This window comes from Variovorax sp. WDL1, from assembly GCF_001541225.1.
Classification (GTDB): domain Bacteria; phylum Pseudomonadota; class Gammaproteobacteria; order Burkholderiales; family Burkholderiaceae_C; genus Variovorax.
The window spans coordinates 87849-94209 of record NZ_LMTS01000153.1 but is presented as its reverse complement, the minus strand read 5'-3'; the positions used below and the strand labels follow the sequence as shown (position 1 = coordinate 94209).

Sequence of the window (6361 nt, the reverse complement as noted above, 5' to 3'; positions counted from 1 at the left end):
TGAACAGGAACGAGCCGATCGGCTTGTCGTCACGGCCCAGGCCCGAACGCGCCATCTTGACGGACGAGGCCAGCACCTCGAGCGCCTTGTCCTGGCCGAACACCACGCTCTTGAGATCGCGCTCGATGTTCTGCAGCTTGCCGCGGTCGTCGTTCGAGACGTTGGCCGGGGGAATGCGCGCGATCTTGGCGACGATTTCCTCGACCTCGCTCTTGCTGATGGTCTTCTTGCGCTTGTTCGCGGGCAGGATGCGCTGGGCGGCGCCGGCCTCGTCGATCACGTCGATCGCCTTGTCGGGCAGGTGACGGTCATTGATGTACTTGGCGCTCAGCTCCGCCGCGGCCTGCAGAGCGGCCACGCCGTACTTCACGCCGTGATGCTCCTCGAAGCGCGACTTCAGGCCCTTCAGGATGTCGACCGTTTCCTGCACGGTCGGCTCGACCACGTCGACCTTCTGGAAGCGACGCGACAGGGCCGCATCCTTCTCGAAGATGCCGCGGTACTCGGTGAAGGTGGTGGCGCCGATGCACTTGAGCGCGCCGCTGGACAGGGCGGGCTTCAGCAGGTTGGATGCGTCCAGCGTCCCGCCCGAGGCGGCGCCGGCACCGATCAGCGTATGGATCTCGTCGATGAAGAGGATCGCGTTCGGCTTGTCCTTGAGCGACTTGAGCACGCCCTTCAGGCGCTGCTCGAAGTCGCCGCGGTACTTGGTGCCGGCCAGCAGCGCGCCCATGTCGAGCGAGTACACGTGGGACTCGGCCAGGATCTCCGGCACGTCGCCCTGCGTGATGCGCCAGGCCAGGCCCTCGGCGATCGCGGTCTTGCCGACGCCGGCCTCGCCGACCAGCAGCGGGTTGTTCTTGCGGCGGCGGCACAGGATCTGGATCACGCGCTCGACCTCGTACTCGCGGCCGATCAGCGGATCGATCTTGCCGTCCTTCGCCATCTGGTTGAGGTTCTGGGTGAACTGCTCCAGCGGGGACGACTTCTCGTTCTTCTCGCCACCGCCTTCTTCGCCCTCGGATGCGGATTCGCCGCTGCTCTTGGTGGCCTCCGGCGGGTCGCTCTTCTTGATGCCGTGGGCGATGAAGTTCACCACGTCCAGGCGCGTCACGCCCTGCTGGTGCAGGTAGTAGACGGCGTGCGAGTCCTTCTCGCCGAAGATCGCGACCAGCACGTTGGCGCCGGTGACTTCCTTCTTGCCGTTGCCCGTGGACTGGACGTGCATGATGGCGCGCTGGATCACGCGCTGGAAACCGAGCGTCGGCTGGGTGTCCACGTCGTCGGTACCCGCCACCTGCGGCGTGTTGTCCTTGATGAAATTGGTGAGCGACGCGCGCAGGTCGTCGACGTTGGCCGAGCAGGCTCGCAGAACTTCCGCGGCACTCGGGTTGTCCAGCAAAGCGAGCAGAAGATGCTCCACCGTGATGAACTCGTGGCGCTGCTGCCTGGCTTCGACAAAAGCCATGTGCAAGCTGACTTCCAGTTCCTGGGCAATCATGTGATTTCCTTTTGCCTTGCTGTAAATAGATTTTCAGATGGGTTGGAGCGCGATTTATTCAACCGGTTCACTGACGCATTGGAGCGGATGCCCGGCCTGGTGCGCCGCTTCCATCACCTGATTGACCTTTGTGGCCGCCATGTCGCGAGAATAAACGCCGCAGACACCGCGCCCGTCGAGATGGATCTTGAGCATGATCTGGGTGGCGGTCTCCCGGTCCTTGTTGAAGAACTCCTGGATAACGACGATCACGAACTCCATGGGCGTGTAGTCGTCATTGAGCATCACGACCTGATACATCTGCGGCGGCGCGGTCTTCTGCGGGCGCCGCTCGATCACGACCGCATCGCCATCATCCCGCCCCGGCGTCACGGCCGGGGGCTTGGGAGGAGTCGAGGGGATTTTGGTAGCCATGAAATTCATTTTATCGAGCCGCCCGCTGCTTGCAGCGCCCGTGTTGGCACAACTGGTGGCAGCTTTGTGACATTCAAGGCGCGGGCGCCTGGATTGCCCCAAAAACGCATGCAAGCAGCGTGCCCTCCCGGCGAAATTCGGGGCCGAGGCAAAGAAGAAAAGCCCCGGCGCCTTGCGGAGCCGGGGCCGGGTGCTGCCAGCGCCTATCGCGCTAGGCGACGCTTTACATGTTGTCGATCATGACCTGGCCGAAGCCCGAGCAGCTCACCTGGGTGGCGCCGTCCATCAGGCGGGCGAAGTCGTAGGTGACCTTCTTGCTCGCGATCGACTTTTCCATGGAGCGGATGATCAGGTCGGCGGCCTCGGTCCAGCCCATGTGGCGCAGCATCATCTCGGCCGAAAGGATCTCGGAGCCCGGGTTGACGTAGTCCTTGCCGGCGTACTTGGGCGCCGTACCGTGGGTGGCTTCAAACATGGCGACCGTGTCGCTCAGGTTGGCGCCCGGGGCAATGCCGATGCCGCCCACCTGGGCTGCCAGCGCGTCCGAGACGTAGTCGCCGTTCAGGTTCAGGGTGGCTATGACGCTGTACTCGGCCGGGCGCAGCAGGATCTGTTGCAGGAAGGCGTCGGCGATCGAGTCCTTGACGGTGATTTCCTTGCCTGTCCTGGGGTTCTTGAACTTCATCCAGGGGCCGCCGTCGATCAGCTCGGCGCCGAACTCCTTGGCCGCCAGGCCGTAGGCCCAGTCGCGGAAGCCACCCTCGGTGAACTTCATGATGTTGCCCTTGTGCACGATCGTCACGCTGGGCTTGTCGTTGTCGATCGCATACTGGATCGCCTTGCGCACCAAACGCTCGGTGCCCTCGCGCGAAACCGGCTTGATGCCGATGCCCGAGGTGTTGGGGAAACGGATCTTCTTGACCCCGAATTCGTCCTGCAGGATCTTGATGAGCTTCTTGGCCTTGTCGCTTTCGGCTTCGAACTCGATGCCGGCGTAGATGTCCTCGGAGTTCTCGCGGAAGATCACCATGTTGGTCTTGTGCGGCTCCTTGACCGGACTGGGCACGCCCTCGAAATACTGGATGGGACGCAGGCAGACGTACAGGTCGAGTTCCTGGCGCAAGGCGACGTTCAGGGAACGGATACCGCCCCCGACCGGGGTGGTCAGCGGGCCCTTGATGGAGACCACGTAATCGCGCACCGCGTGCAGAGTTTCCTCCGGGAGCCAGACGTCGGGACCGTAGACCTTGGTCGACTTCTCACCGGCATAGACCTCCATCCACTGGATCTTCCTCTTGCCGCCGTAGGTCTTGGCCACCGCCGCATCAACCACCTTGATCATCACAGGCGTGATGTCCATGCCGGTGCCGTCACCTTCGATGAAGGGGATGATCGGCTGGTCAGGCACATTGAGGGAATTGTCGGCGTTGACCGTGATCTTCTGGCCTTCGGCCGGGACTTTGATGTGCTGATAGCTGGACATGACGGTAAGAACTCCGGGGGATGAATTGAAGGCAGGAAGACACTATGTTTCGAGCCGGCTGAATAGCCGTAGAATTTTAGACGCAACCTGAGGAGCTGGAAGGCTTGTCAACCGTGGCCTCATAGCCCTCGTTGTTGACGGACCTTCTGCTGGCCGGGAGGCGTTTTCAAACCATTTCCACAGAGGAACCTGTAATGAGCAAAGTTCTCGCAGTCATGATGGCCGGCTTGTTCGCCACCGCCGCATTCGCGCAGACCCAACCCGCCGAGATCAACCCCCAGGGTCAGGGCAAGGCCGCCGAGCGCGCCGAAACCAGGAAGGCTGCAAGGCCTGCAGGGCAGGTCAAGCCTCCCGCTGGTGACCAGGCCAATGTGGCAGAAGGCAGCGGCGGCGTGACCAAGACCGGCGCCGACAAGGCTGCCCAGGCTCGCCGCGACACGCGCGACACGCGCCGCCCCGCCAAGGACGGCGGCAAGAAGCCGGTTCCCAAGCAAGGCGGTACGCCTCAGTAAGCCAGCCGGCTGAATCAAAAAAGGCGTTCTTCGGAACGCTCTTTTTTTTGGCCGCACGACCGGCTTTGTCAACTCGCGCTCCGGAAGTCGTCGCATGCGGGCGTAGCGCCGCCGCGGGCATTTTGTTTGCGCCACCCCTCTCCAAGAGCCGCCTATGTTCCAGCGCCTTGTCGTCCTTCTCGCACTGTCCGCCGCGTTGCTTGCACCATCCCACGCCCAGCAACCACAGACTGATCTCCAGCGCGTGCGGCTGACCGCAGGCATGTACCAGATCGATGCCCAGGTCGCAGAGACGCCGGCACAGCGGCAAATAGGCCTGATGTTCCGCAAGGAGATGCCCCAGAACGAAGGCATGATCTTCGTCTTCGAGCAGCCGGCCACCCAATGCTTCTGGATGCGCAACACGCTGCTGCCGCTGACGGCCGCCTTCGTGGCCGACGACGGGCGCATTGTCAACCTGGCGGACATGAAGCCACAGACCGACGACTCCCATTGCTCCGAGGAGCCCGTGCGCTTCGTGCTCGAGATGAACCAGGGCTGGTTCGCCCACAAGAACATCAAGAAGGGCGCGAAGCTCAACGGCGAACTGTTCTCGCGCAAGCGCTGAGCCGCCCGGCCGGGCGAACGAAAAAGCCGACCCGCGGGTCGGCTTCTTCTTGCGGCAGCGGGTCGGCTCAGCCGAAGTTCTTCGCCGCGAAGTCCCAGTTCACCAGCTTCGCCAGGAACGTTTCGACGTACTTGGGACGCAGGTTGCGGTAGTCGATGTAGTAGGCATGCTCCCAGACGTCCACCGTCAGCAGCGGCTTGTCGCCCGTGGTCAGTGGCGTGCCCGCAGCGCCCATGTTGACAATGTCCACCGTGCCATCGGCCTTCTTCACCAGCCAAGTCCAGCCCGAGCCGAAGTTGCCCACGGCCGACTTGACGAAGGCTTCCTTGAAGGCCGCGTAGCTGCCCCACTTGGCGTCGATCGCCTTGGCCAGCGCGCCGCCGGGCTCGCCGCCGCCCGCAGGCTTCATGCAGTTCCAGAAGAAGGTGTGGTTCCAGATCTGAGCGGCGTTGTTGTAGATGCCGCCGCTGGACTTCTTGACGATCTCCTCGAGTTCCATGTTTTCGAACTCGGTGCCCTTCTGCAGGTTGTTCAGGTTCACCACATAGGCATTGTGGTGCTTGCCGTAGTGGTACTCCAGCGTTTCCTTGGAGTACTCGGGCGCCAGTGCGTCCAGCGGGTATGGCAGAGGTGGGAGGACGTGTTCCATGTCTTTTCTCGCAGGTTGGTTGTGGGATAAGGCATTCTAGAAAGGAATCAGGAGGCTCGCGTCGGACGCAGTCCTGTCGTTTCCGTTCGCACGACCGTCATGTCGGCCGTGCCATCGGCCAGCCTCGCCTGGACCGCGTCGCCCGATGCGAGCTGTTGCGCGCGGGTGATCGCACGGCCGTCCGGGCCGGTGAGCCAGGCATAGCCGCGCTCGAGGACCAGGGTCGGATCGAGCAGTTGCAGCCGCAGCGCCGCCCGTTCGAGCCGCTCCCTGCGCTGCATCAGTGCGCGGGCGAAATCGAGAGGCAGCTCGGCTTGCAACCCCTGATGTACCTGGGAGAGTCGCTGGACCCGCGCCAGCATGACGTGGCGAAAGCGCTGTGCGTGCTGAGCCAGGCGCAGCTGCTGGCGCAGCACCAGCGTCGAAGGGCGAGCGAGACGGGCAGCAGCGTCGTCGACACGTTGGCTCAGCGCATCCAGGCGTCCGGAAAGAGCGGAACGCAGGCGCGCTTCGAGCAGGGCCAGTGCGCCCAGCCACAGCTCGCGCGGCGCGGCCACGAGCTCTGCCGCGGCGGTGGGTGTCGGCGCGCGGAGGTCGGCACAGAAGTCGGCGATGGTGAAGTCGGTTTCATGGCCGACGCCACTGATGACGGGCACCGGGCTCTGCACGATCGTGCGTGCGAGCATCTCATCGTTGAACGCCCAGAGATCCTCGATCGATCCGCCGCCGCGCACCAGCAGGATCACGTCGACCTGCGGTTGCAGCGCGTAGAGGGATTGCAGCGAGCGTGCCAGTTCCGCTGGCGCGCCCGCGCCCTGCACCGCGGCGGGCGCCAGCACCACAGGGATGTGCGGCACGCGGCGCCGCAGCGCGATAACGACGTCGTGCAGTGCGGCGGCGCCCGGCGAAGTCACGAGACCGATCGCGCGCGGCATGGCGGGCAACGCCCGCTTGCGCGCGGCATCGAACAGCCCCTCGGCCTCCAGACGCGCCTTGCGCTGAAGAAACTGCTCGAACAGCGCGCCCTGCCCGGCCCGGCGCAGGCTCTCGACCACCAGTTGCAGGTCGCCTCGGGGCTCGTACACCGCGAGGCGGCCCCGGACCTCGACCTGGTCGCCGTCGCGCGGCTGGAAGTCGAGCAGGCCCGCGGCACGCCTGAACATGGCGCAGCGCAACTGGCCGCTTTCGTCCTTCA

Annotated in this window: 7 protein-coding genes; 2 read left to right on the top strand and 5 right to left on the bottom strand. The window is 64.2% G+C overall.

The window, feature by feature from the left end; all coding sequences use genetic code 11:
* The 3 genes from APY03_RS44190 to icd all read right to left on the bottom strand — a co-directional run.
* Positions 1-1501, bottom strand: a 1501-nt coding sequence (locus tag APY03_RS44190) for a Clp protease N-terminal domain-containing protein (RefSeq protein WP_232324347.1), incomplete at its 3' end; no start/stop codon positions are given.
* A gap of 54 nt (positions 1502-1555) precedes the next feature.
* A complete protein-coding gene (clpS, locus tag APY03_RS20565; RefSeq protein ID WP_068679577.1) occupies positions 1556-1915 on the bottom strand; it encodes an ATP-dependent Clp protease adapter ClpS in 360 nt (119 codons plus the stop codon).
* 223 nt (positions 1916-2138) lie between these two features.
* A complete protein-coding gene (gene icd / locus APY03_RS20560) occupies positions 2139-3398 on the bottom strand; it encodes an NADP-dependent isocitrate dehydrogenase (RefSeq protein ID WP_068679575.1) in 1260 nt (419 codons plus the stop codon).
* A 194-nt stretch (positions 3399-3592) separates the two neighbouring features.
* Here icd and APY03_RS20555 point away from each other — a divergent pair, with 194 nt between their 5' ends.
* Positions 3593-3910 (top strand): hypothetical protein, encoded by a 318-nt coding sequence (locus APY03_RS20555; protein ID WP_068679573.1) that lies wholly within the window; start codon positions 3593-3595, stop codon positions 3908-3910.
* A gap of 154 nt (positions 3911-4064) precedes the next feature.
* On the top strand, positions 4065-4517 hold the full coding sequence (locus tag APY03_RS20550) for a DUF192 domain-containing protein (RefSeq protein ID WP_068679571.1): 453 nt from the start codon (positions 4065-4067) through the stop codon (positions 4515-4517).
* A gap of 67 nt (positions 4518-4584) precedes the next feature.
* Here the strand turns inward: APY03_RS20550 and APY03_RS20545 are convergent, their stop codons facing one another.
* The gene (locus tag APY03_RS20545) at positions 4585-5166 is read right to left on the bottom strand and encodes a superoxide dismutase (RefSeq protein WP_068679569.1); all 582 of its coding nucleotides are present in this window, start codon (positions 5164-5166) and stop codon (positions 4585-4587) included.
* A gap of 47 nt (positions 5167-5213) precedes the next feature.
* On the bottom strand, positions 5214-6361 hold a 1148-nt coding region (gene xseA, locus APY03_RS20540), incomplete at its 5' end, for an exodeoxyribonuclease VII large subunit (protein WP_232324346.1).

What these genes read in the sequence shown, in the direction of transcription:
- clpS (WP_068679577.1), bottom strand. Translation starts at nt 1,915, where the DNA reads ATGGCTACCAAAATCCCCTCGACTCCTCCCAAGCCCCCGGCCGTGACG.
- icd (WP_068679575.1), bottom strand. Translation starts at nt 3,398, where the DNA reads ATGTCCAGCTATCAGCACATCAAAGTCCCGGCCGAAGGCCAGAAGATC.
- APY03_RS20555 (WP_068679573.1), top strand. Translation starts at nt 3,593, where the DNA reads ATGAGCAAAGTTCTCGCAGTCATGATGGCCGGCTTGTTCGCCACCGCC.
- APY03_RS20550 (WP_068679571.1), top strand. Translation starts at nt 4,065, where the DNA reads ATGTTCCAGCGCCTTGTCGTCCTTCTCGCACTGTCCGCCGCGTTGCTT.
- APY03_RS20545 (WP_068679569.1), bottom strand. Translation starts at nt 5,166, where the DNA reads ATGGAACACGTCCTCCCACCTCTGCCATACCCGCTGGACGCACTGGCG.